This window comes from Treponema sp. Marseille-Q3903, assembly GCF_014334335.1.
Lineage (GTDB): Bacteria > Spirochaetota > Spirochaetia > Treponematales > Treponemataceae > Treponema_D.
The window spans coordinates 2,073,835-2,096,677 of the sequence record NZ_JACSEU010000001.1; the positions used below are offsets into that span (position 1 = coordinate 2,073,835).

Annotated in this window: 22 protein-coding genes and 1 pseudogene; 7 read left to right on the forward strand and 16 right to left on the reverse strand. The window is 37.7% G+C overall.

The features are described 5' to 3' along the window. Window positions 1-7: 7 nt before the first annotated feature. From H9I37_RS09380 to H9I37_RS09400, 5 genes are all read right to left on the reverse strand, one after another. Window positions 8-322, reverse strand: coding sequence for a hypothetical protein (locus tag H9I37_RS09380; protein WP_187382370.1), 315 nt, complete (start codon window positions 320-322; stop codon window positions 8-10). Window positions 323-343: 21 nt separating this feature from the next. Then, window positions 344-817: a PTS sugar transporter subunit IIA gene (locus H9I37_RS09385; protein ID WP_187382371.1), complete on the reverse strand. Its 474-nt coding sequence runs from the start codon at window positions 815-817 to the stop codon at window positions 344-346. Window positions 818-819: 2 nt separating this feature from the next. Beyond that, window positions 820-1,173 carry a preprotein translocase subunit SecG gene (secG, locus tag H9I37_RS09390; protein WP_187382372.1) on the reverse strand — a complete coding sequence of 118 codons (354 nt, stop codon included), beginning with the start codon at window positions 1,171-1,173 and terminating at the stop codon, window positions 820-822. Between the two features lie 223 nt (window positions 1,174-1,396). Beyond that, the gene (tpiA, locus tag H9I37_RS09395) at window positions 1,397-2,146 is read right to left on the reverse strand and encodes a triose-phosphate isomerase (RefSeq protein WP_187382373.1); all 750 of its coding nucleotides are present in this window, start codon (window positions 2,144-2,146) and stop codon (window positions 1,397-1,399) included. 92 nt (window positions 2,147-2,238) lie between these two features. Next, entirely contained in the window at window positions 2,239-3,510 is a 1,272-nt protein-coding gene (locus H9I37_RS09400) for a phosphoglycerate kinase (RefSeq protein WP_187382374.1), read from the reverse strand. Window positions 3,511-3,641: 131 nt separating this feature from the next. Here H9I37_RS09400 and H9I37_RS09405 point away from each other — a divergent pair, with 131 nt between their 5' ends. Continuing rightward, on the forward strand, window positions 3,642-4,601 hold the full coding sequence (locus tag H9I37_RS09405; RefSeq protein WP_255422531.1) for a radical SAM protein: 960 nt from the start codon (window positions 3,642-3,644) through the stop codon (window positions 4,599-4,601). Between the two features lie 6 nt (window positions 4,602-4,607). On the opposite strand, the gene H9I37_RS09410 is transcribed toward H9I37_RS09405, so the two are convergent. The 4 genes from H9I37_RS09410 to H9I37_RS09425 all read right to left on the reverse strand — a co-directional run bounded on the left by H9I37_RS09410 (window position 4,608) and on the right by H9I37_RS09425 (window position 7,714). Next, on the reverse strand, window positions 4,608-5,318 hold the full coding sequence (locus H9I37_RS09410) for a formylglycine-generating enzyme family protein (protein WP_187382376.1): 711 nt from the start codon (window positions 5,316-5,318) through the stop codon (window positions 4,608-4,610). A gap of 1,097 nt (window positions 5,319-6,415) precedes the next feature. After that, window positions 6,416-6,730: a type II toxin-antitoxin system VapC family toxin gene (locus tag H9I37_RS09415; protein WP_255422532.1), complete on the reverse strand. Its 315-nt coding sequence runs from the start codon at window positions 6,728-6,730 to the stop codon at window positions 6,416-6,418. A gap of 98 nt (window positions 6,731-6,828) precedes the next feature. After that, window positions 6,829-7,056, reverse strand: a complete 228-nt coding sequence (gene vapB, locus H9I37_RS09420; RefSeq protein WP_040846134.1) for a type II toxin-antitoxin system antitoxin VapB — start codon at window positions 7,054-7,056, stop codon at window positions 6,829-6,831. 409 nt (window positions 7,057-7,465) lie between these two features. Further along, window positions 7,466-7,714 (reverse strand): hypothetical protein, encoded by a 249-nt coding sequence (locus tag H9I37_RS09425; RefSeq protein ID WP_370586906.1) that lies wholly within the window; start codon window positions 7,712-7,714, stop codon window positions 7,466-7,468. 292 nt (window positions 7,715-8,006) lie between these two features. On the opposite strand from H9I37_RS09425, the gene H9I37_RS09430 reads away from it, so the two are divergent. Continuing rightward, window positions 8,007-8,390 carry a VOC family protein gene (locus H9I37_RS09430; protein WP_187382377.1) on the forward strand — a complete coding sequence of 128 codons (384 nt, stop codon included), beginning with the start codon at window positions 8,007-8,009 and terminating at the stop codon, window positions 8,388-8,390. A 134-nt stretch (window positions 8,391-8,524) separates the two neighbouring features. Here the strand turns inward: H9I37_RS09430 and H9I37_RS09435 are convergent, their stop codons facing one another. The 7 genes and pseudogenes from H9I37_RS09435 to H9I37_RS09465 all read right to left on the reverse strand — a co-directional run. Then, entirely contained in the window at window positions 8,525-10,270 is a 1,746-nt protein-coding gene (locus H9I37_RS09435; RefSeq protein ID WP_187382378.1) for an ABC transporter ATP-binding protein, read from the reverse strand. Window positions 10,271-10,937: 667 nt separating this feature from the next. Beyond that, a complete protein-coding gene (locus H9I37_RS09440; protein WP_187382379.1) occupies window positions 10,938-12,602 on the reverse strand; it encodes an ATP-binding protein in 1,665 nt (554 codons plus the stop codon). Further along, complete coding sequence (locus H9I37_RS09445) at window positions 12,589-13,806, reverse strand: SIR2 family protein (protein WP_187382380.1); 1,218 nt, start codon at window positions 13,804-13,806, stop codon at window positions 12,589-12,591. The genes H9I37_RS09440 and H9I37_RS09445 overlap by 14 nt, the downstream gene beginning before the upstream one ends. 14 nt (window positions 13,807-13,820) lie before the next feature. Further along, entirely contained in the window at window positions 13,821-15,332 is a 1,512-nt protein-coding gene (locus tag H9I37_RS09450; RefSeq protein WP_255422533.1) for a restriction endonuclease subunit S, read from the reverse strand. Then, window positions 15,302-17,317 carry a type I restriction-modification system subunit M gene (locus H9I37_RS09455; protein ID WP_187382381.1) on the reverse strand — a complete coding sequence of 672 codons (2,016 nt, stop codon included), beginning with the start codon at window positions 17,315-17,317 and terminating at the stop codon, window positions 15,302-15,304. The genes H9I37_RS09450 and H9I37_RS09455 overlap by 31 nt, the downstream gene beginning before the upstream one ends. A 221-nt stretch (window positions 17,318-17,538) precedes the next feature. Continuing rightward, window positions 17,539-17,664, reverse strand: a complete 126-nt coding sequence (locus H9I37_RS11535) for an ABC transporter ATP-binding protein (RefSeq protein WP_187382382.1) — start codon at window positions 17,662-17,664, stop codon at window positions 17,539-17,541. 194 nt (window positions 17,665-17,858) lie between these two features. After that, window positions 17,859-18,056, reverse strand: a pseudogene (locus H9I37_RS09465) (ATP-binding cassette domain-containing protein); the annotation flags it as partial. Window positions 18,057-18,226: 170 nt separating this feature from the next. On the opposite strand from H9I37_RS09465, the gene H9I37_RS09470 reads away from it, so the two are divergent. The 5 genes from H9I37_RS09470 to H9I37_RS09490 all read left to right on the forward strand — a co-directional run bounded on the left by H9I37_RS09470 (window position 18,227) and on the right by H9I37_RS09490 (window position 22,774). Then, window positions 18,227-18,766 (forward strand): hypothetical protein, encoded by a 540-nt coding sequence (locus H9I37_RS09470; RefSeq protein ID WP_187382383.1) that lies wholly within the window; start codon window positions 18,227-18,229, stop codon window positions 18,764-18,766. Between the two features lie 21 nt (window positions 18,767-18,787). Then, window positions 18,788-19,060, forward strand: coding sequence for a GmrSD restriction endonuclease domain-containing protein (locus tag H9I37_RS09475; protein ID WP_222864201.1), 273 nt, complete (start codon window positions 18,788-18,790; stop codon window positions 19,058-19,060). Then, entirely contained in the window at window positions 18,985-19,566 is a 582-nt protein-coding gene (locus H9I37_RS09480; RefSeq protein ID WP_187382385.1) for an HNH endonuclease family protein, read from the forward strand. Before H9I37_RS09475 ends, H9I37_RS09480 begins: the two co-directional genes overlap by 76 nt. Window positions 19,567-20,346: 780 nt before the next feature. Continuing rightward, on the forward strand, window positions 20,347-20,916 hold the full coding sequence (locus H9I37_RS09485; RefSeq protein WP_187382386.1) for a TetR/AcrR family transcriptional regulator: 570 nt from the start codon (window positions 20,347-20,349) through the stop codon (window positions 20,914-20,916). A 136-nt stretch (window positions 20,917-21,052) separates the two neighbouring features. Then, complete coding sequence (locus H9I37_RS09490) at window positions 21,053-22,774, forward strand: ABC transporter ATP-binding protein (RefSeq protein WP_187382387.1); 1,722 nt, start codon at window positions 21,053-21,055, stop codon at window positions 22,772-22,774. Window positions 22,775-22,843 lie beyond the last annotated feature (69 nt).

A 22,843-nucleotide genomic window follows, 5' to 3' on the forward strand; every position in this document is an offset into this window, starting at 1 on the left:
CCTCAAATTAAGCAAAAAGCAATTTATCGAGCAGAGCAAAAAATTTCTGCTGTTCCTGATTTTTTGATTCAAGCGTTTTCTTGTATGTTTCAATTTCAGATTTGTATTTTGATTTTATTTTTGAATATTCAGACTGATATTTTTTTTCAAGTTCCTGCGCAACTTTGTCGTAAGCGGTTTTAAATTGCTCATTGTATTTTGCACGAGCAGCGGCACGCCTTTTATCGGCTTCTGATGTGGCATCGTTTATGAGTCCAGATGCCTGCTTTTCTATTTTTAGAAGGTGATTTATTGCATCAAGTTCCGGATTATTTTCTGCCATATAAGAACCTCCTGCTTATACTCAAGAAACAATAGAAATTATCAAATCATAAACTTCCTGTGAAGACTTTGAATTGACAACATTTTTTACAAAGTCAGGGTTGTTGATTAATTCGAGGATATCTCGCAGCACTTGCAAGTGAATTTCAGTATCATGCTCTGCAAATAAAATTTCAAACACGATATTTATATCAACATCAGCTCCGCTTATTTTTCCGTTATCTTCGATTGCATCGAACGTCACACCATCGCGGCTTACTCCGATTGCAATTGCTATGTTTTTTATATCGCAAACAGCATGCGGAACAGCCACGCACGGAAATATAGCGGTGCTCATTTTTTCTTCACGTTGAACAAGAGCGTTCATCGCTTCCGTTCTATCTACATCATGATGATTTGCTATGATAACTTCGAGCAACTCTGCAAAGCATTCTTCGTATTCAGAGCTTTTGAGGTCGAGTTTTATGCATGAAGGACTTATAAGACTACCGAGCATAATTATTCAGCATTAGCTCCTTCTGCCCACCAGTTGCTGTCTGCCGCAGGAGCTGTAGATTCTGTCTCAGTTCCAGACTCAGATTCAACAGAAGTTGCAGGAGCGAGATCTTTGTCAAATTTTGGTTTATTGTTCATCAATGCAAGTCCCAAAGTGAGAGCAAAAAACAAAAATACTAATACAAGAGTTGTTTTTGAAAGAACACTTGCAGAATGAGAACCGAATGCAGCCGTACCACGACCACCGAGCAAACCTCCCATTCCGTTTTCGCCATCGTCTTGGATTGAAACCAAAAGAACTAAAAGCAAACTAACGATTACGAAAATTACTAAAAGAACAACACCAATTGTACTCATTTTTTATTTCTCCATATTTCTTTTCAGATAAAAATTAGATTAATTTTATTAAATATTCATTGTTTGGTCAATGGAATTAAAAAGCTTTTATCTATAGGATGACAGCGCATTCAAAACAGATAAACTGTTTCCGACAAAAAAAACGTCACAGAAAAAAAAGTCCATGACGTTTTTACATCGACGTTTTTACATCGGTGTTTATAAAACTGCCGATATCGCTTGATTAAAGCACGCAGATAGGCACAAAAGTTTCAGCTTTCAAAGAAGCTCCGCCAATCAGACCGCCGTCAATATCAGGCTGAGCCAGAAGTTCAGCAGCATTTGACGCTTTCATTGAACCGCCGTACTGAATTATAACTTCATCAGCAACTTTCTGATTGTAGAGCTTTGCGATATATCCACGGATAAATTTATGAATAGCCTGAGCATCTTCGGGAGTAGCTGTTTTTCCTGTTCCAATAGCCCAAACAGGTTCGTATGCGATTGTAACTCTTTTCATCTGATCTTCTGTTACTCCGGCAAGCCCTGCAGAAAGCTGAAAAGCGCAAACTTGTTCAGCTTCGCCTGCTTCACGTTCCGCTAGAAGCTCACCGATACAAAGGTCAACTTCAAGACCGTCGTTCAAAGCCTTGCGAACTTTTTTGTTGATAAGTTCATCAGATTCACCGATTTCGTGGCGGCGTTCAGAGTGACCGAGAATCACACACTGGCAACCAACATCTTTCAACATAGTTGTAGAAATTTCTCCTGTATGAGCGCCATTCGAAGTTGCAGCACAATCTTGAGCCGCAAGGATTATATTTGAACCTTTTACAACTTGAGCAACTGCATCTAGGTATACAAAAGGAACACCAATCATGAATTTATTTGTTTTGCCTTTTAACTGAGCAACCAAATCTTTTGCCAAAGCAACAGCTTCTTCTTTAGAAGTGTTCATCTTCCAGTTTCCTGCAATATAATGTGTACGTGCCATTTAAGAACTCCTTTATAATTGATAAAACTAAAAAAATAAAATTCAGTTGAGCGAGCCTTGATTTTTACAAAACCCGCTGCAACATAAAAAAACTATTTTGTAGCCAAAATAGCGATTCCCGGCAATGTCTTTCCTTCGAGGAATTCAAGAGAAGCGCCTCCACCAGTAGAAACGTGGCTCATCTTATCTGCAAGATTAAACTTGTTTACAGCAGCGACAGAGTCACCACCTCCAACAACAGTCATAGCACCGCGTCCTGTAGCGTCGGCAACAAGTTTGGCAACAGCAGCAGTTCCTTTTGCAAAAGCGTCAAATTCAAAAACCCCAACAGGACCGTTCCATACAACAGATTTTGCAGTAGAGATAACTTCTTTATAAGATTCAATAGTCTTTGGACCTACATCCATAGCCATAAGATTGTCAGGAATATCAACACCGTCTACAGCAACAGGAACAGCGCTTGCATCAAATTTGTCTGCAGCGACGTGGTCAACAGGAAGGACAATTTTTACATTTTTAGCAGCTGCATCAGCGAGCAACTTTTTAGCAGTATCGATAAAATCATCTTCAACAAGAGAAATACCTACTTTATGCCCCTGAGCTTTGAGGAAAGTGTAAGCCATACCGCCGCCGATTATGAGGGCAGACGCATTTTTCAACAAAGATTCCAAAACGGCAATCTTAGAAGAAACTTTTGCACCGCCGATAATTGCAACTTGAGGTTTTGGAGGATTTTCAACCATCGGCTGAATATATTTCACCTCTTTTTCCATAAGGAAACCGCCTACAGACGGAACAGGCATAAATTTGGCGATAGAAGCAGTAGAAGCCTGGTCGCGGTGAGCAGTACCAAAAGCATCGTTTACAAAAATATCACCGTAAGAAGCAAGTTCTTTTGCCATTACATCGCGTTCGGCAGGATCTTTAGAAGTTTCTTCTTTGTGAAAGCGGACATTTTCGAGCATTGCTACAGCCCCATCAGGAAGTGCGTCGATTGCAGCTTTTTGTCCAAGAGCGTCCGGCAAGAAAATAACATTTTTTCCGAGTTTTTCTGCAAAATATTTTACAACAGGTTCCATGCGGTTTTTACCGTTGATAAACTTTTCAGTATCGGCATCAGTCCATGTCTTACCTGCTTTTTCAGCTTTTTCCTGAGCTTTTTTTACATCTTTTTTAGGGTCTCCAAGGTGACTCATAAGAACTAACGAACGCGGGTGCTGTTCAAGAATATATTTAATAGTCGGAAGAGCAGCCATAATGCGAGTATCGTCCTGCACAACTCCGTCTTTCATTGGAACGTTAAAGTCAACACGCATAATAATACGCTTGCCTTTCAAATCAACATCTTTAACTGTTTTAATCATAAAAACTCCTTATAACTTCCGCAATTCCGCATTGCGGCATCACCCCAAATAGAGATGTTTTTACATATTGATAAGTTTAACTATAATGATTTTAATTCGCAATTTCAATCAAAATTCCTTATAATAAAAATATGTTTAATCCGACCGAAATTATTTTTTCCGTGACAACAGCTTGCAACCTACATTGCCCACATTGCTTTGTGAACAAAAATCCGCAAAAATTGAGCATTGAAAAATCTATCACTTTTATACAAAACTGCCTGGACTCGCACAAAACCGACAAAACACTTCCAAAAATAGAAAAAATCGGATTCACAGGCGGCGAACCGTTTTTGTACACCTCATTTATAGAAGAAATCGTTAAGTTTTCAGTCAAAAACGACATGATGTTCGACCAAATCATGACAAACGGCGACTGGTGGAAAACAGAAGAAGAACTGAACACAACGCTCAAAAAAATCTACGACGCCGGCTACGATGGAAAAATCGGAGTCAGTTGGGACTCATTTCACGGACAAGATTCAAACAGAATCGTCACATTCGTAACCGCAGTTCAAAAAATTTTCGGGCAAACTTCAGTCAACATTCAAACAGTAGATAGAACAGAAGAAAGGGAAAGTCTTCCCCTGTCTCCAGCCCACAAGTGGTCTTGCGCCACCCCTTCTAACGGGGTTTCACCCCGTAACGCCCCGGATTTTTCATTGCTGCCAAAAGATATCCCAATCTACCATCTGCCGCAAACATTCCTGTCAAACGATAAAAGGGCATGGAATTCAAAACATTGGTTCAAAGACGACTATTGCGAAGGACCCGGAAACATACTTTTTGTTCACCCAGACGGCAATATCGCGCCGTGCTGCGGATTTGCAAATGAAAATCAAGAACTTTTCATAGGAACAATAAACGACAGCTTGGAAGAAATTATGCAAAACGCAAAAAACAACAAAATGGTAGAGATTTGCTTTAACAAAGGACTCTCAAAATACCGCAAAGAGCTTAAACGACAGTTAAAAAAAGAAGGAACAAAATACCTCGGCAAATGCGGCGATATGTGCTCCTTTTGTGATTTTGTGTGCAAAAAAATGCGCTAGCAAACGCTAGTTGGCGGAGCGAACAAGGCGGAAGCCAAAGTAGTAGTTGCGGCCGTACGTGTAGTAGTAGCCCCGACTAGCAACCTTAGCGTATTTGGCGTTGATGTACCAAGAACCGCCACGATAACAACGGTAGAAACCCGACGACGCTCCTGTGTTTGGTGTGGCGTTCGATATGTCTTCGTACCAGTCCCAGCACAATTCCCACACGTTCCCGCTCATGTCATAAAGTTCATAGCCGTTCTTTTTCTTTGTTTTCACTTCCCTCGTTCCTGTAGCGCTTGTGTTCAATTTATACCATGCGACATCATCGCTGTTGTCGCTTCCGGCGTAGGTGTAGTTCTGTCCGCCGCGGGCAGCCCATTCCCATTCCGCTTCTGTCGGAAGCCTGTAGCCGTCGGCAGTAAAGTCGCATGTAGCGGCGTTCCATGTAGCGTCGTCTGAATTCGGAATTGCGCCCCAGTCATCAGGGTTTGTAGAGCCGTTGATTTTATAGCATGGGGTGAGGCTTTCTTTTATCGAAAGCTTGTTGCAGTACACGAGTGCATCATACCAGCTGACTTGGTTTACAGGATTCTTGCCTGCAGCTTCTCCCGTAAGTTCATGTCCGTCCTTGTCGTGAGCCTTTGCTATACTCGGGTCGCTTCCGATTACCTTTTTGTACTCAGCCCTTGTCACTTCGTGGTCGCTCATGAAAAAGGGTTTTATCTCCAGCATTCGTCCGCTCACAAACACTCTTGAGGATGGTGTCCAAGTCTCATCTCCTCTTATTGAGATGCCGGGGACTCTTACAAAGTTCTCTGGAACTGCTGGCGGAATTGTTGGCTCAGGTGTCTCTGGATTAGGGGTCTCTGGATTAGGGGTCTCTGGCTCAGGTGTCTCTGCACCAGGTTTCTTTGTGTCAGTTTTTTTTGTGTCAGATGCATTTGTGTCAGGTGTTTTACCTCCGTCAGTGGAGATCCAGCATCCTGTAATTCCTATCACCGCGACGACAACCGCCGCAAGTATTCCGATTTTTCTTAAACAGGTTCTCATATTTCCTCCTACGTAAGTTAGTTTTATGTTAAACCGCAAGTTTGCGCACAACTTGTTGGCTTGGAAAACCTATTAAAAACAAAAAAAACGACGTACCGCGAACGCATTTTCTCACGCTCGGACACGACGGTCTTTTTCTTCTATATAAAAATCATTAAAGAAAGATTTATCTGTTCTGTTCAAGATTATGCTCTCCTCAAAACCCTTGTCAACATTTTTTTCAATATTTTCATATTAACACTACCTTTCGAATTTTGCAAATGGTAAAAAAGCGGCTGTTTTCAGTGAATTGGATTTTTTTCACTTACAGGGGCATTTTCTTCAAATCCAAAACGAAAAGAATATGAGTTACAGTTTCATTGTCATTTCCTTTGAAAACTGCATTTCTCGAAAGTGATTTTTTATCATAAATTTCATAAATCAAAAATCTATCTGATTTAGGTGCTGAATTTGGAAACGGCGTCAGATGATTTATGCGTATACGTGCATTTTATTTCTTTCGGTGAAACCGAATCTGATTCTTTCCGCACCTTAGCTGCACATTACCGCAAAAAGTCTCCGAGTCCCAGGCAGAATAAATTACGGGTGTTAGATTTTATTTATATTAAATTATTATAATCTCTTTTTGCGTAAAAAATATGTACATTATAGACCATGTTTTTCCCTTATATGAGCAACCGCATCTTCAACAGAAGAATATCTGCGCTTTTCATGTCCTGCTTTGCTTCTTCAAGTTTACCATAAACATTGGAAAGAAAAAGATTTTTTTCATAGGTTCCCTATGATTCTTTTGTCCAGTCTTCGACTTTCAGTCCGGGTATTCGGGAAAATTCTCTTATATTATTTGTAACTACAGTAAGATTTCTTGCTAACGCTTGGGCGGCAATCTGTGTATCAAAAGGTCCGATCGGAATACCTTTGTTTTCAAGATAGGCTCTAATCATTCCGTATGTTTCCGTGTCTTCTGTAGTAAAATCTATTATGTTAGTAAAATCTGCACAAAAATCCAAAAGCGCCCGGCGATTCTTTTCTCTACATTGACTTTTTGAAACACCGTACTCCAATTCCGCAATCGTGATAGCGGAAAGAAACAATTCTTCTTTTTTACAGTTAAATATTTTTTTTCCAAATACTGATTTTTATTTTTTATGAGGAAAATACAGATATTTGTATCCAGCAAATACATTAAACTTTAAAATTCCCGTTTTTGCATTGCCGGTTGATTTCTTCCTTCCGACATAAAATCATCGGAAAACTCGGAAAGACTTCTTTTAAGATTTTCCCACTTGCTTTCTTTCGGCGTCAGAATTATTGATGAACCGATTTTCTTGATGAATAATTCGGAAAAATCGATATGAAATTCTTTAGGGATTCTTACTGCCTGGCTGTTTCCGCTTGTGAACACTTTTGTACAAACCATATCATCACCACCATATATATTGTAGTATATACGAGGGAAAGCTTATCGTCAAGTTTCGTTTATCACAGTGGAAAAGATCTCTACAACTCCATTTGTTCTGATGTAGGACACAAAAACAAAATGAGGGAACTGATGCAAAACCTGCATAATGCATGGGAACTGCCGGAAGAAAAAGATGAAAAGGGTCAGGAAGATTTAGAAAAATTTAATGCGCTGTTTGAAAATAAAGGAGACTAGTCCAGCCAGGGCTGGTACTTAATGTAATCACCTTTTTTTGTTAAACGAACAGCGATTACTGTTACTGCCACTAAAATAATTAAGTTAAACATATAAGTACCTCATCCTTTCTTTCTGACTTTATTTTAAATAAAAATATCATTATTTGCAATTGTTTTACATCAAAGACAAATCAGACATCTATATATTTCTTTTTTATATAAAACAATTCTTCTTTTGATAAAAACTTATTTCCAGCAAACTCCGTTTTTACGATATAAGGCATAAAATCAATTATTTTCATAAAACTCTCTCCATTAAAACCCGGATCATAATAATTGAATATACTGCTTAATGCCGTCCCATGAGTTCCTATGACAATATTTTTATCCGCATATTTTTGAAGAATTTCATTCAGAGCTTCGATATTCCGTTTTTGCACATCGCCAATAGGTTCGCCGTCAGCTTCTGCAAAAGCAAAATCTTCCCATCTTTTTTTTAAACATTTCGCGGTTATTACTGTTTTTCCCCGCCTTGCGTTCGCTCAATCGCTCATCAATTTCAATGCAGCTTATGTCCGGCGTCGCAACATTCCCACGCTGCAACCTACCGTACTCCCAGTACACCGTCTCACTAGTTACATAGATTCGTTTTCAGATATGAGATAAAATAAATCGAATTGAATTGCAAATCCCTGTTTGCAGAAATTAAAAACCGGAAATCAGGAGGCATTTATGAAAATCGAACACATCGCCATGTATGTAAATGATCTGGAAAAGGCACGAGATTTTTTTACCGGATATTTTAACGGACGAGCGAATGCCGGTTACCACAATAAAACTACAGATTTTCGTTCGTATTTTATAAGTTTTGATGGTGGTGCTCGGCTGGAAATAATGAACAAGCCCGAAATGTCGGATCCAAAAAAACTTCCGACACGCACTGGGTATGCACACATCGCTTTTTCAGTCGGCAGCAAAGAGGCAGTAGATGAACTGACCGAAAAGCTAAGACATGCGGGATTCAGCGTTGCAAGCGGTCCTAGAACAACAGGTGACGGATATTACGAAAGCTGCATCGTTGCGTTCGAAGACAATCAGATTGAAATCACAGTGTAGTGAATAAGAAAAAAAGCTGTATCCGCAAACTGTTTTTCACGGTACCGATGTAAGCATCAATACGACACAACATTGGAACATTTTCTGCAAATTTTTGCGGTTTTCACTGTGTTCTTACAAATGGAAAATCACCGTCAGTTTTTAGATTCTTCCAACAATTCTTTATAGAGGCCTTCTTCTTTTATCAGCTCCCCATGCCTGCCGCGCTGAACAATGTGCCCGTTTTCGAGGACCAGAATTTGGCCGGCGTTGCGGAGGTTTGTCAGCTTGTGAGCAATCATGATGACGGTTTTATCTTTGAGCAATTCCTGTAAGGCGGCTTGTATTTTGGCTTCGTTTTCCGCATCGACATTGGCGGTAACCTCGTCCAAGAGCACAATCGGAGTATTTTTAAGAAAGGCACGGGCAATCGAAATGCGCTGTTTTTCTCCGCCCGAAAGCCGCAAGCCAGCCTCTCCGATAACCGTATCGTAGCCTTTTTCAGTTTGCATAATAAAATCGGTGCAGCCCGCACGCTCAGCCGCCTGATACACTTCCTCCAAAGAAGCATCTTCCCTGCCGAGTTTGATATTATTCAATATCGTGTCGTTAAACAAAAACACATCCTGAAACACAAAGCTGATATTGTGCAAAAGGTTTTCGTAATTGAGTTCTTTAATATCGGTGCCGCCGATACTGATACGCCCCTTTTTTATATCCCAAAAACGGGCAAGCAGATTCACAATAGTCGTCTTGCCGCTTCCCGAAAGACCTGCGAGAGCGGTTACCGTTTTTTCGGGAACTGAAAAGCTGATATTGTGCAGCACCTCTTTTTCGGCGTACGCAAAAGAAACATCTTCAAATTGAATATCGAAAGCGTGCGGTTTTTGAGGATCGAGCAGCAGGTTCCCTGAAAGGTTTTGCATTTCCGGAACAGCTTTGATGGCATTCATACGGTCGATTGACTGCTGAGTCATTTTAGAAAAGATACTGAAAATCCCCATCGCTTCAATACCGCTGAATAAACCGAAAGAGGCGGTCATCATCAAAAAGATGTGTGCAAAAGAAAGCGTTCCCCGTAAAAAAAGCAGGGCGGAAGAAAAAACTATTCCCGCCGTAACAAGCCGTAAGCAAAACTGAAAAAGAGAGCCGACAGGAATATGAGCGAGTTCCGCGCGGACGGAAAAATCCCGTAAATTCTTTACCGCTTCAGCCGTTTTTGAAAACCGCTTTTCCGCCATGTTGTATATTTTAAGCACATGGATCCCGTTGATAAATTCAACAATATCGGCGGTAACTTTTCCGATAAAGTCCTGCCGGTTTATTTTTAATTTGTCCTGCAATGTAGATAATTTTTTATACATGTACCATACTGGAACAAACAAAAAAGCGGTGAGCAAAAAGATGCGGTAATCGAAGGCAAGCAAGACAGTAAGTCCGATAGCAAAAACAGGAATGCCCAGAGCGATTTTTTCGATAACGCCCATGCCTTCAATTTCCAAAAACGCCGCATCGGAAGTAATGGTCGAAACCAAGTCGCCCGTGTTTTTTTTATTGAGAAAGCCGAGCGATACCTTGCGTAATCGTGTCCCTAAGTTTTTACGCTCGCGGCACATTGCCTTATAACCTGCCCCACCGCGGAAATAGAGCGTAAAGTAACGCAGTACAATTCTAATAAAAACCGCTGCCGCCATAACGCCGATGTACCGGTACATACTACGGACATCAAGCGTTCCCAAAGCGTCGGGATTAAAAAGCGGTACGGCGTTTACGATTTCAAAGGCGATGATAAAAGGTATCATTATAAAAAAGCCGTCGATAAAACTTAATACAACGGAAAAAACAATTTCCTTTTTTTGGTTTTGCATAAGGGCCAAAAAAGCCTTCACCGTTTTTAGCATGGAATCTCCTACAGGTTACTCCGATTTTAATTATTCTCCCGCCCGGCGTCCATGAAATAAACGAAACATTGTCTACCGGCGATATATTTTGGCTGAAAACGAATGTGAGGGACAATAAGCAGAATTATATTTTTTAATTATGATATTATGATTATGGGCGTGCCGGTTTACGCCGTATAATTATGTACCGGCGGCGCAAACCGTCGGGCTTTTCGCTTGTAGCTTTTTGCCATTACTGCATTATAGAGGCAGTGTTTCTCCTCACGTCGAAAACTGCTTTTGCCATGTATCAACGGCAAAAAGGCTACCGCTGCAATCCCTCACGCTGTCCAAGAATTGACACCCTTGTCAATTCTTGGACGCGAGTTTTTTGAGAAGTAAAAAACATCGCTGCTGTGTGGAACCACAGACATCCTTGTCCGTTTGGGAAGGGGATATCTGCGACCTCGCTGAACATGAGGTTGCTTGGAACCAGCGGTATCCGTGACAAAAATCTGCACAACAGACGAGTTTATGTCAGAACCGCCATCTTCTGTGAAATCTGTATAATCTTAGTTTTGATCTCGTATGAGCAATATACGTATACAATAAGTTCTATTTTTCTTCGTTATAATACACTTTGTTGAATTTACCTTTTGTATCCGTACCTTGTTCGATGTTTTGAGTGTTATTTTCTTCTAAGTTTTGGTGTTTCAGAATCAGGTCTGTTTTTAGGCTCATCGATTTTTAGTAGTAGAGGCATAGGAAAATCGACCCCAACAAGTAATGCTTCGCCTTCGCCAAGTATGGGTAAAAATGATAGAACATTTCTATTTGCAGAAGAAGCGGCATTCTCTACTGCTTTTTTATCCAAATCATTAATTAGGCGATGAACAATAAAAGTTCCCATTTGGCTTAATGTTCCAACAGGAATATCTCTCGGCATTTGTGTAGATAAACAGAGAAATAAGCCGTATTTACGAGCCTCTTTAGCAATCAAATCAAATGCATCAAGTGAGTGTATCTCAAAAAATTCATCTTTCACACCTTTATTTAAAAATTGGTGAGCCTCATCTAAAAATAATACAACAGGATTTTTTACGAAGTCTTTACTTCTTGCTTTCTGTAACAGATATGTTGCCAAGGCATTCGAAACAATCTCTTTAGCAGAAAAAGATGATGGAATATCTTCAAAGCTGATCCGTAATATTGCACCTGTTGATGAAGATAAAAAGTCATCTATAGTTTTAATTATTGAAGAAATATTTCCTGGTATATTATTAAATCCGAGTAATTTTTTAAAAATATCTGTATTCAGAAGATCTGTTATGCGTGCAATAAGAGAAGTTTGATAATCGTATGTCTTTTTATCTTCCCCTCCAAATATTGTTATATCCTGATAACCGTTAGGATAAATACACTCTTCATGAATTTGTCTTACTAAGAGATGTATGTCAAAGTTGCAGTAATTGTCTTCAATAATATTTATATTCTCATCATACAAATTCCTATAAATAGATTTTTTGGTACCTGCTTTTACATATACGTTATTTTCTCCTTGTAACTGTTTTATCTTTAATGATCGAATCGCTTCTAATAGAATAGGTCGTTGTGATTGCCCTGTCGGTCTTAATAAATAGAATAAATCAGGAATAGACAGTTTTTGATATGGAAAATAAGAATTCACACCTAAAATATATGAATTATTTGTTAGATTTTTATATTCTCCTGTTGCATCGATCAAAATGACTTTATTCTTTGTATACTCAGTTATTCCTTCTATTAGTTTTGCTACTGTCCAGCTCTTTCCTCCACCTGTAGTACCGATAACAGCGCAATGACGTCCAAATAAAGAATCCAAAGAGACATTACAGAGAGCATCATTTGCAGTGAGTTTTCCTATTGGTGCATATGCGACATCTATATTGTTCTCTTTTTTACCGAATTCCTTAATATATTTTGAAATCTGCTCATCAGAACAGGCATATACTTTTGCTCCTATATGAGGATAATTGGAGACGGTTTTCTGTGTTTTATTTGGTTCAAATAGATTAAATGTTAAAAGCAATTCCGCCTTACCGGATGGATGAAATAATGTTGTATCATCGTATATTGCTTTTTCGTTTATTTCTTTTCGTTCACTATCCGGTAAATTTAATTCGATAATACGTGCAAGGAAGCCATATTCTTCTCCTTCAATTACGATAAACTTACCGACATTTCCACCTGTAAAATTTAATCCTTCATGATAGAATGTATGTAATAAATTAGAAGAAGGAAAATGAATCTTTACATATTGAGCTGTAATTTCATTGATATATCCTAGAAAATAGTTATGGTTAAATGGTTTCATTTTTATCACCTTCGTATTTTTCGGAATATGTTTCATTTTCTGGATAATTATTAGAAAAATTTTTAAATGAATCAAATATAATTGTCACATTTCTTTTAATTATTTTATGTTTATCGTCCTCAAAAAAATCTTTTAGACCTTCTCTATCAATTGAACCATCTTCAGTACCGCTATAATTAATGATCACTAATTGAAAACTGGGGTTTTGATTTACTGCTTCTAAAATTACATTTTTGATATGTTTATCTTTAAAGCCGAAACCAATAACGATTAATAAAATATTTTCTTTCCGTAGCGCTTGTTGGAATCTTGACATCATTTCAAAATAAGGTTGTTCGTAGGAACTCTCATACTTATTTGAGGCCGGATAAATAATTAAAGGCTGCTCTGGGTTTGCAGTTTGTATAATTTTTTCCCCTGTTTTCTCCCAATTCAAGGAACCGTGTAATTTATATAAATGAAAAACTCTTGAAACAAAACTGTCTTCTTGTTTTAATCTTGTTCTTTCCCTATTTACAATATCATAATCAAAATATCGTCCTGAAAATTCTCTTGGTTCGGTAAATGAAAAACCGTCTATAATTACAAAGCCTCCGGTTTGAGCGGCTTGTTCAAATAGGGTATCATAATTCGTAGTAAATAGTTGAATCCGTGAATCACTTGATTTCCGTGCAGTAATTTTATCAAGAAATAGTTTATGAGGAGCCCCTTCCTGTAACGTTAATGTACAAGCTTCCGCTATTTTCTTTTCAAGAGCAGTAATTTTATCTGAAAATGCTTCATTTGAGCTATTAAGTTTTTTATGTAAGATAATATGAGATAATAAATTTTCAATATCTTTATGCTTATAGAAATCTCTTTCCTTTAAATCCGTTATATCATTTATAAAAGCATCAATTTCAGACAAACAATATTCCCAAAGTCCGTCACGTATTTTGCCACGCTTCGTTTCATCAGCTCCATTATCCAAAGATGTCCCTGCTGCAGATAATATGACAATATTCTGAAAATGCCTTTTAAAAAAATTATTGTAAAACTTGAGTTTTTCTTTATTAGCCGCCTGTTCGATTGGAGTGGAGATATTGGTTGCCAATTCAAATGCATCAGTTTTATTATCTGTAGAAGAGATAATTTGACCGTCCACATAACAATGTGTATCATCATACGCTATTGTTTTATCTTTTCTAATGACTATTTCTTTCATTTGTTTTCTCCAAACTAAAATCTTATGATTTTACCTTCAATAACATCGTCCATCATCTTAATGGCTTCTTGTTCTTTTAAGTAAGCCTGATAACGAAGATCATTTGCTTGTAGTACCATATTGTTTATCTCTTGTTGTTTTAATTCATTTTTGAGTAGAGGAATTTCTACATCCCCAACATGATGTATATCAATTTCATCTACAACAGCTCCATATGTATGCTTTTGAATAAATTGCAAACCATAATCAGTACTTAACCAGCAATACAAATAACCGGCGATTTCTTTATTTGCAGGAAATACTCTTATCATATGCTCATTTGCAGCCCAGTTTTCCCAATGCTTAGGTACAATAGATACTTTACCAATTGTACCGCTTCGAGTTATAAGAATAGTATTTTCTTTTAAGAGGAGTTCTCTTCCCAATCTTGTTCCATGTAATGTTGTAGACAAATATTTTTCTGAGGTAGGATTTAATTCATTTATATGTTTGCCTCCTATGAATTTTGTACCATATTCATGCCCCTCAACATATGTTCTTTTAAATCTCATTGGTAAAATAATTGAATCTGAAATAGCTTTATCCTTACATAGAAGAATATTTTTCGCTGTTTTTTTTAAAGTATCTATTATTGAATTACATATTGGTACATGATACGAACAATCCAATCTCAAATCCAAACTGCTCAGCCGAGTAGTATAATTACGCAGGTCAACGGTTTTATCAAAATATGTTGGCTTTAGATCTTCTATTGGCGGTAGTTGTAATTCTTGATAAAGTATTTTTTCTGCATTTTCAATAAGGTCATTTGATTGATCTCGTAAATTATACGAAGTAATAATTAACTCGTGTATATTCTGTTTTATACTTTCGGGAGCATCGGGAATAATGATATTCTTTAAGTGTTCGGGTTCTATTTCATCAATCACAGCACCAAAGGTATTTGCTTTAATAAGTGTTTTACCAATTGTTGTTTTCAAATAAGAATAAATATAGCCTCCAAAAGCAATAGGTTCAATTCTTATTGCATGTTCGCTAACTAATAGTTTTGATAATGTTTTATTAACAAATGTAACATTACCTATAGTACCTGAGCGAGAAAGCAGTATGCACCCCTCTTTAACAGAGAATTGAGAAGATTCAGTTTTTATTAGAAACTTGAGCGGTCTAGGATTAATATCTAACATTTCTGAACTTCCAATAAAGCCTTGCGAACCTATTACAGTTTTGTCAACATAATTACGTTTTTTACGATTCCCGTAAAAGGCTTCTTTCACTAATCCACCATCTCCCCAAAGGTGTACATATCCGTATAGACAATGCTTTACTTTTGATTTTGCTGCTTTAGCATTAAGGTTAAAAGCACTTGCTTCAAGACGGAGTTTGTTGTATTGAACTTCAGATAGAGAAACGGAAGTATATTGTAATGGTGTAGGAGATAAAGGATTTTCAATCGGTTTTTCTTCATGAAACCTGTTTAAAGCTAAGTTATCGGCTACCATGTAATGCCTTCCTGCTTTTTCCATTTAGCAAAAACATCGGCAACCAAAACAGTTTGGTCATTTACGCCTTTTACCTGATGTGTTTCTCTGCGGTAAACTACATTTCCGTCCGAATCTTTTTCGGCAATGTTTTCTTCTTTCTCTACCATAATAAGATTACCTTTTTCATCCCGCTTAAAAATAGTATTGCCGCGTTTGTCGTGTCCGATATGGTCTATCATGGTCATAAATATGTTGTAATCAATTATTTGGCCGCTTTTTTCTTCTTCGTCCATTTCTTTTTGTGTTTTCTTTTGAAGAAAGAGAATCGAACATTGAGTTCCGTTACGCGGCTGGAATGCATCGGCGTGTAGGTCTATACTGGCAATGATGCGAGTTTTACAAATCAACCACTGGCGGATATACTCCAATCCGGGAGCGCCGAGAATGCTGTCGGGCAGCACGATTGCACAACGCCCTCCCTCTTTGAGCAATTGCAATATGCGTTCGATAAATAACTGCTCGGGCGGTACGCTACTTTGCAAGCGTGCGGTTTTATGCCAGTTACCTTTTTCATCTTTTTGCCAGATATGTCCTAAATCAAATTGCTCCAATATCTGGGTGTCTTGTATGGGAATCTTGGAACCGAAGGGCGGATTTGTAACAATCACATCGAAAAGACCGATTGTTTTATGATTTAGAATGGTTTTAGAATCTACTTCGAGCGCTGTTGCCAGATATTTTTTTGTTTCTTCTGCCCATTCTTGCGGCGGAAGCAAGGTATTGAGTTGTACAATATTACCACTGCCGTCATTATTCATCACCATATTCATTTTAGTAGCTTTTACAAGGTCAGGATTAATATCAAAGCCGAAGAAGTTTTTTGCAGCTGTTTCTGAAATCTTCTCATTGTAAGCCTTTAGAATATCATGATTCCATTTTGCCTTTTCGCCATACTGTTCTATAAACCGTTTTTGCAGGCGTTCAATTACTTTATTCATTGCTGTAACTACAAACCCGCCCGTACCGCAGCTGCTATCCAAAACTTTTTCGGTATCTTGAGGGTTAATCATGTCAACTGCCATTTTCATTACATTGCGCGGAGTAAAAAACTCTCCGCGGTCTCCCCGTAAGTTTGCTCCCACAATTTCTTCATACGCTTTTCCTTTAATATCGATGTTCGTATTGAGTAAGGCGTATTTTTGGAGTTCTGCTACAAGAAAAGTAAGGGTACGCGGTGTAAGTTTTATGCTGTCATTCTGATCAAATATCTGAGCATGTTTCTTTTTTACTGCTTCAAATATTTTCGTAATTCGTTTATATACCGTTGCTTGACCGTCTTTATAATTGCGTTCTGTTGAAGTTGTATAGAATTCAATTGGATCAAGAACATTGTGTTCATCATGAATTTTACAAAAAATAACTTTTAAGAATTCAAAAAAAGCAGGCTGCTTTTGCAGCCCTTCATATACATAAATAATATTATGACAAGTGCGGAAAGTAAACAGCAGATTATCATCAAAAGCTTTCTTTAACGTGTTGCGGTTGGGTCTTTCATTTTCATCAGCACTTCCATCTGCTGAAGGAATATCATTATATTCATCCCATACAAACATACCTTTTTCGTCAATAGTTTTTCGGAAAACGGTCTTGTGCAGCCCATTTGTCCACATACCCCATTCGCAGTTACTACATGATGACATATAGGTTTTCAGCTGTTCCGTGCCGTTATCCTTGTCAGTCGGTTTTATGGCTTCTTTTTTGCATTCGATGATAAGAGAAACACGCTGTTGATCTTTTTTTTCATCTTCAGTTGTGCCATCAGGAAAAATAACGATATCAGCTCGTTTCCTGCCTGACCCCATTTGTATACTATATTCAATAGCTATGCGTTCTTTAGCATATTTATGCTCATTTACTAACCGCTTTTCAACTGTTTGACGTACATACTCTTCAGGGGTCTCGTTTCGAATTGTCCCATCTACATAGTCACGTATTTTTCCTTCAGGAATGATTATTATCTTTTCCATAAATATATCAAATCTTACCCTAGAATAAAATGCCCAATTTTAGTGCATTATACCCATTTTATACAAAAAAACAAAGAAGGTATAAGGCAAGTTTCAAAGATTTCGCATTATAGAGAGGTAAAAATGCTTCAAGACCGTTTTATCATTCATTAAAAAGTCTTTTTTATGATTTATACCGTATTTTTTGATAGTCAACACTATAAAATCCCTTTTACCGTCCTTTACTCTCCCCTTTCCAGCTTCCAGTTCCGGCTCTGCACCTGCGTTTCCCACAGCTTTGCATACAGCGGTGATTGCTTCAACAGTTCGCCGTGTGTTCCCGTTGCAGCGACCGTTACGTTATTCATCACGATAATTTGATCGCAGTCGGTAACTGCTGATAACCGGTATGCAATTACAATGAATATTTAACCAGACCTCTCAAATTATGCGGTCTGGTTAAACGCCGAGTTTGCGCAAAGCGCAAACATCGCTTATTAACGTATGCGCTATCGCGCATGAATTCGTCCGCCTCCAAAATTGATATTTTGTTCGGCTATCGAATTTTAAGGATTGTTTTGTCTTTACATAATTCTTCGAGCGACTTTTGAATTTTGTGCTGATTTTCCATATCAGCATAAGCGGTTGCTTCGTCAAGAATCAGTATCAGTGCGTTCCGCAACAGAGCACGGGCAATGATAATCCACTGCCGCTGCCCTCCCGACAATTTTGCACCATCGTCTCCTGCACTCGTATTGTAGCTATCCAACGGCTTAATGTTGCCGTTATTTTCTTAGATGAAAGACCCTTAAAGGTGAAGACTCGCAAATTATTTTTGAAACGCTCAATTCTTTAGGAAAACCGCTCACTCTATCCGATTTAATCAGAAATTATGTCTTGCTCAATATGGACTGTACGCATCAATCGATCATGTATGAAACAATTTGGTATCCAAAAATTGAACTACAATTAACCGGCAGTACGTCGGACTTTTTTCGAGATTTTTTACAGTATAAAAAATCTACTTCTATAAAAGTTGTAGGTGATAATAACACAAAAGAAGTTTATGCAAACTTCAAAAACTTTGTCGAAGAATCGTATGCTAATCATAAAGCTTTTATTGACGACATCGTAAAGTATGTAAAACTTCATACTTGTATTATACAAGCAGAAATCACTGATACTATTTCACCAGATAAAATAGAAGACAGTCAAATAAAGGAACTGTTGAGGAATTTTTTTCATGATATAAAAACTGAAGCATTCAAACCGTTTATCCTTGGGCTGCTTTATTATCATCAAAATCAAACAAGCACTATAATATTTAGTGATGATAATTTTATAGCGATATTGCAAATCATTAGAACGTATCTAATACGGAGACGAATAGCACGGCTAACGCAAGGAGAAAATAAAAATATCGTACTTCTCTGCAATCGAATACATGATCTCGTGCAAAAGAAAATTTAAATGATCGATTTATTATCAAGTATGTTTTATAAAATGAGACTTCCGAATGATGATGAAATGCGGCAAGTCTTGATGATTTCAAAATTTTATGAAGATTTTAAAACCTATGGAAAATTTATTCTGGGGAAAATAGAAGAACACAATGCAAAAGTCCCGGTTGATTTTAGAAATGCTAAAATCACGATAGCACACATTATGCCGCAGACGCTCAATGATGAGTGGAAAACAATGCTTGGAAAAATTATGAAAAAATACATAAAAAATATTTGCATAATATTGGAAATCTCATTCTAATTCTAACAGAGTTTAATAGTGAAATGGGGAACAATCCCTTCAAAGATAAAAAAATACAATTACACACCTCTTCTTTATATTATAGACTGGAAATGCTTAACAATGATGCTTGGAATGAGGATAGTATAAAACAACACCAATCAAATATGATTAATTGGTTCTTGGAGACATTCCCATTACCTCAACAATATCAAGCAGCTTCTAACTATGATAGAAAAAAAACTGATGTCACAACCTTTTCTCCTATAGATGACGATGCCGGTGATTGGGCAGAGGGAAATAAACCGGCAAAAATGATAATCAACGAGAGCGTTTTTAATGTCTCGACTTGGCAAGATGTTTTCATAAAGTTTATTACATTTATGAAAGAAGATAGCAGATATGATTTTCAATTTATCCTTGATAATCAAACTGACTTATTCAATCGCGAAGGTGTAATTCTACACTGGGGTTTATTAAAAACGATCATAGACAAGAATTTAGATCTAACCACCCGATATAAATAATTTGATGGGCTATTCCCGGATAAAATCTCAAACCTTAAAGGTGATATGCTGTTTATTCATACCAATATATCTGCAGCAACATGTATGAATCGTATCGCAAGCATTATGACCAAGTTTGATATGCCGAGAGAATTTGTGATTATTACTCTAAAGTAATATAGGTTTGCAACGGATTTTGACGACCTTAAATATTTCTTGTTTTGATACCGCTTAAGTGATATGTATGTAACTATTGATAGTCGGTGTGCAATTACAACCCAAACGATGTATGTTTTGAAAAAAATAATTATGCACGTTATGATTATACAGAGCAAATATTCTTCTAAAATAGCTATCGAAAAACCTTCATTGCTAAAATTTTTCTGTATGAAAATATGAATGCGAAATCGATACTTGGTTCGTTGCTGATTCCTGCAGGAATCCTTTGTATGGTGCTGTAAAGATGGTACACTGTTTGCATATCAAGATTGTGGTAGCATAATCCAATCGATCATTTCCGCTTTTAGTTGGTGTATCAAAATCGAGACGGTAATTATAATTTTTCAATGGTGATTATATCTTTTTTTAGCACTGGTCAAAAATATAAGGGGTATAGGACTCCGTATCTGCTCTGCAAATACTCTGTTTAGGCAGGGAAATCCGTTTTTGACCGCAGCACAGTAGACAGGCTGTATACTTCCAAAAGTGTCAGCCAGACTTGACAAATATTTGAGTTCCTTTTAATATTAAATTATAATTCAGTATTGACAAAAAAGATAACGTTTCAAATGCGCAGGTAGTATGCAGGTATTAAAAGAAGAAGTCAAGGATAGAATTCTGACGGCTGCGGAAAAAATATTTTATGAACAAGATTATAGAAGCGCCAAGCTGACGGATATTGCAGAACAGGCTGATATTCCCGTTGCGCTTATTTATACCTACTTCAAAAACAAAGAAGGATTATTTGATGAAGTAGTCGCAGGTATGTTGGATAAAATCATTAAGATGATGGAAGATGAGGAAAAGATGGAGACCGGAAGTCCCTATGAAAGATTTAATCGGGGCGGAGCATCTCAACTTCCCAAACTGTTAAAGAGTAGAATAAAACTCATCATTTTGATCGACAAGAGCTCGGGAACGAAACATGAGAATGCAAAAGATATGTGGGTTAAACGATTGGAACAGCATATAAAAGACGGTTTAAAGAGATATTCAAAAACCAAGCACGATCCCATGCTTGCTCATATTCTGGCAAATAATTATGTTGAGGGACTTATGGAAATTGCACGGCACTATAAAAATGAAAAATGGGCAGAAGATATGCTCTTTGTTCTTAATACGTGTTATTTTAACGGCGTGGAATCACTTTAATATAGAAGAGCATTTATTTTAGGAGCGTTCAACCGCTCCTTATTTTATCTATCAATATTGAATAAATATTCAATATTATTCGGTTTTGAAGGTAAACGAATATACATGCGCACTATAGATGTAGAGAGGAGTAGATATGACTGAAAAGGAATTAAAAAAACAGGTAACGGGTAAAACCTTTTTGTCCAATGTGCTGCTTGCACTTAAAATAGTGTTTGACTTACTACCGCAGATTTTATTGGTATTGGTGATAAGCAGCCTATTTTCGGGCAAAGCGGAAAGGGAATATTTTAAAATGATTGCCGGAGGTATTTTCATCTCGTTTATGCTGAAGGCGTGTTGTAATTATCTTGCCGTAAAGACAGCTCATGACAGGGCTTTTAGTACATTGACGGAATTACGGCTTGCCATAATTGAACACCTAAAAAAATTGAATTTAGGCTTTTTTAAAAAGCATACTACCGGCGAGCTTACAAGCATCGTTGAACACGATGTAGAGCAGGTTGAAATATATCTGGCGCATGGTCTTCCGGAAATTATGGCGGCAACTCTGCTTCCTGTTCTGGTTTTTATTACAATGCTTTTTATAGATTACCGGCTCGCATTAATAATGATTGCAGGGGTACCGCTCATGTTCCTTGTACAACAATTATCTGCAAAGACCATGCAAAAAAGATTCCAAATATATTTTGAACGAGAAATGCAGATGAGGGAAGATATGATGGAATATGTAAAAAATATTGCCGTCATAAAGGCATTTGCAAAAGAAGAGTGTTTTAGCGGCAAGACTTTGGATTCCGCACGCTCTTATGTGCAAGATGTAAAAAAGAGTATGGGTGCCGTTACGGGTCCGATGGTGCTTATAGATATTTTTATGGAAGCCGGAGCGGTATCGGTTATGATGTTAGGAAGTATACTGCTATTACATAACAATATTTCTACCGCTCAGTTTATACTGTCCGTTATCTTATCTTCGGTGTTTGTGTCAGCAATAAGTAAAACCGCAACGCTCCATCATTTTTCCATCGTGTTTACTGAAAAGCTCAAAAGCATAGCGGTAATTCTCTGTGCTCCTCTTGCAAAAGAAAAGATCAGCGAAAAACTGAAAATGGGGGATATAGAATGTAAGAACGTACATTTTAAGTATGAAAAAGACGGCTTTGCGTTAAAAGATATTACGGTACAGTGTAAAGAAAACACTTTAAATGCGCTTGTCGGGCCGAGCGGTTGCGGTAAAAGCACTCTTGCGAATCTTATCATGGGTTTTTGGGATGTTGATTCAGGCGTGCTCACAATTTCGGGCAAAGATATTTCACGCTATGATACGGACAGCATTTCCGCTCTTATCGGAAGTGTTCAGCAGGAAGTAATTCTTTTTAATATGAGCATCTTTGAAAATATCGCGATCGGTAAGGCGGGCGCTTCCCAAGCGGAAGTGATAGAAGCCGCTCAAAAAGCACGATGTCATGATTTTATTTCCGCCCTGCCTCACGGCTACAACACACGGGTCGGAGAGATGGGCGTAAAACTTTCGGGAGGAGAAAAGCAAAGAATATCCATTGCTCGGATGATTCTTAAAAACGCTCCAATTCTTATTTTAGATGAAGCGATGGCGGCGGTTGACAGCGAAAACGAAAAACTCATAAACGAGGCTATCGAAGAATTAAGAAAAAATAAAACGGTTATCACGATTGCGCATCACCTGAACACCGTACAAAACGCGGACAAAATAATCGTTATGGATAAAGGCCGCATACTGGATTCCGGCACACATGAAGAATTGATTTTGCGATGCACCTTTTATAAAGAAATGGTCGAAGCCCAAAACAAAGTCGACAACTGGAAAGTGTCGGGATAATTCATAATTAGGAATTAGGAATGCTGATGAGGAATTAAAGAGATAGCTAATTTAAGAATTAATTTTGAG